At 68.9% G+C, this 2511-nt stretch carries 5 protein-coding genes; 4 read left to right on the forward strand and 1 reads right to left on the reverse strand.

The annotated features are described in order from the left end of the window. A partial coding sequence (locus ACFYE3_RS18970) for a TetR/AcrR family transcriptional regulator (RefSeq protein ID WP_387612013.1) occupies positions 1-233 on the reverse strand: 233 nt, incomplete at its 3' end. 182 nt (positions 234-415) lie between these two features. Between ACFYE3_RS18970 and ACFYE3_RS18975 the strand changes: the two genes are divergently transcribed. From ACFYE3_RS18975 to ACFYE3_RS18990, 4 genes are all read left to right on the forward strand, one after another. Beyond that, a complete protein-coding gene (locus ACFYE3_RS18975) occupies positions 416-706 on the forward strand; it encodes a hypothetical protein (RefSeq protein WP_368823721.1) in 291 nt (96 codons plus the stop codon). A 94-nt stretch (positions 707-800) separates the two neighbouring features. Then, positions 801-1022 carry a hypothetical protein gene (locus ACFYE3_RS18980; RefSeq protein ID WP_387612016.1) on the forward strand — a complete coding sequence of 74 codons (222 nt, stop codon included), beginning with the start codon at positions 801-803 and terminating at the stop codon, positions 1020-1022. Between the two features lie 354 nt (positions 1023-1376). Then, positions 1377-2096, forward strand: a complete 720-nt coding sequence (locus ACFYE3_RS18985) for a GAF and ANTAR domain-containing protein (RefSeq protein WP_387612019.1) — start codon at positions 1377-1379, stop codon at positions 2094-2096. 9 nt (positions 2097-2105) lie between these two features. After that, positions 2106-2390: a hypothetical protein gene (locus tag ACFYE3_RS18990; RefSeq protein WP_387612022.1), complete on the forward strand. Its 285-nt coding sequence runs from the start codon at positions 2106-2108 to the stop codon at positions 2388-2390. Positions 2391-2511: the final 121 nt, after the last annotated feature.

Raw genomic sequence — 2511 nt, forward strand, 5'->3', positions numbered from 1 at the left:
TCGAGCAGGTCCGCCCGGTTCTTCGCATACCGGTACAGACCCATCGGATCCCGCCCCAGCTCAGCGCCCAATCGGCGCATGGACAAGGCCTCCAGGCCCTCGGCGTCCACCAGGGCCAGGGCCGTAGCGAGCACCACCTCCCGGCTCAGCCGCGGCCGGCGCGCCTTCGCCTTTGGCGTCGGTGCGGGGTCCTCGGCGGTGTCAGGATCAGGGCTCGTGGTGGGGGGACACATGGGGATCAGAATCCTTTGATCAGGGGGCTTTGCATTAACCGCAGTCTACACGTACAGTCTACGGTGTAGGCAAGGCGTCGAGCACACGGCGTCCCCCCGCCTTCCACTGACTGCACCGACGGCAAATCTGCCGTCTGGAGCCCTGCCGAATCCGGCCCCCCTTACTTCTTCAGGAGAATCCCTTGACGACCACTGCTTCCCACGCCGCCACCACCGCCACCGCCTCCGACACCGGAGTGCGCCGGGCCACCGAGACCAAGAATGCGACCAAGACCACCGAGCTCATCGCCTACCTCGGGGTGCTGGTGGCCATCGTCGTCACGGCCACCCTGGTCGGTGACGGCGGTGCCGAGGACGGCGCCGATCTTTTCGACGCCCGCCAGGCCATGGAGTACATCACCTACCTGACCATCGGCTACCTGGTGGCCCGCGGGCTGGCCAAGTCCGGCAGCCGCGAGTACTACACCGCCTGAGCACACCCCCTGCGGTCCCGGCGGTCCGAGCCCTGGAACAGGGCTCGGACCGCCGGGACCGCGTCAGACCGCAGGAAACTGAACAGGAAGCATCATGACCACCACTGATCCATGGCTCCACGACCTCACTCGGGTGCACCCCGGGGACCCGATCGAAGTATGGGACCAGCACCACCTGCGCCATGCCGGCACCGTGAGCCAGGTGGCACCCCACCTGGGCGTGCTGTGGGTGCGCGAGGTCAACAGCGGGCTCCCCAAGCTGGTCCCCACCGAGGGCCACCGCCTGCGCCACGCCTCGGCTGCCCCCGCCGCCTGAAGCGATCGCAGATCCTCCCGGTCACCGGTGCGTCCCCGTCGGCGGAAGCCTCCGGGTGGGGTGAGGCACCAGGATGATCCGTCATGCCCGGCCGGCACGGTAGCTCGTGACGGCCGGGCATCACCGCGTTCGAGGCCCACCCACGTCGTCGGGATGCCGCACCGAGCCGGTCACCTGGGACGAGGTGGCACCGATTCCGTGATCATCCGCGGTCCGGACCATTTCTTGTCATCCGGCGTAACCTTGATCACAGGGGCAATCATCGAGCGAAAAACGACCTGCCATCGATGCGGCGACGACAGCGCACGGTGCCCAGTGGGCTCGACCCGCCCCGCCGGCCCGAGGAGGGTCCCCATGCAGTCCGAATCCTCTGCGACGGAGCTGACCGCGGTCTTCGCGCGCATCCAGAACATGCTGCTGAGCCAGGAGCACGCCACCGCGGCGGTGCACCAGCTGGCCCAGGTCGCCCAGGACCTCATACCTTCTGCGGCCGGAGCCGGGGTCTCACTGATCGACGCCCACGGCGCCAGGACCAGTGCAGGGGCCACCGACGATCTCGTGGAGGCCGCGGACGCGCTCCAGTACGAGATGGAAGAGGGCCCGTGCCTGACCGCTTGGGCCACCGCGACCCCTCAGCGCATCAACGACACCACCGACGACGACCGCTGGCCGGAGTGGTCGGCGGCCGCGGCCGCCTCGGGGATCCGCTCGATGCTCAGTGTCCCGCTGGTGTTCCAGGAGCGGTGCCTGGGGGCGATGAAGGTCTACGCCACCGTCGGTGATGCCTTCGCCGGCCACGAGGAGCAGCAGCTGGTCCTGTTGGCCGCTGCCGCGGCGACCCTGCTGGGCTCGGCCCAGACCCGCGACGCCCCGCAGCGGCTCAGCGCTTCGCTGCAGGCCGGCCTGGAGGATCGGCAGGTGATCGACCGGGCCACCGGGATGCTGATGGAACAACGGGCCACCGACCCGGACGACGCCCATTGCGTGCTGCTGACGGCCTCGCGCGCCCAGGGCCGTCCCATGGCCGAGGTCGCCCGCCAGATCCTGGAGCGGCGACCGGACCCGGTGAAGTGAGGCCTGACGGTGGATCATGACGGTATCGGGGCGGAACAGGCGCGCCTGCTGCGCGAGGTCGTCGGTCGGGCCGGCATTGAGGCGAAGCAGCTGTGGTTCCACTACTTCACCCTCGGCGGCCACGCCGGGGAGGTCGAGGTCGAGGCCTACCTGCACCACTGCCTGGGCCTGCCCGCCCTCCAGCGGGACCTGCTGGCCCACGCCGCCAACGAGCTGATCGATCAGCAACCTCCGCTGCGGGTCCCTTACACCTCCGAGCTGGCCCACCGCGAGAACTTCGACGACGAAAAATGATCCCTTCTTCCGCAGGTCCTGTGTCGCACCGCCTGAAACGCGCACTTCCCGAAAGGTCGTCATGACGAGATCCATCGCTGAACAGAAGGTCCATGAGCTCGGCGGGCGGCTGAGCGTGCTG

Origin of the sequence: Kocuria arenosa (assembly GCF_042879215.1) — a bacterium.
Taxonomy (GTDB): Bacteria; Actinomycetota; Actinomycetes; order Actinomycetales; family Micrococcaceae; genus Kocuria; species Kocuria arenosa.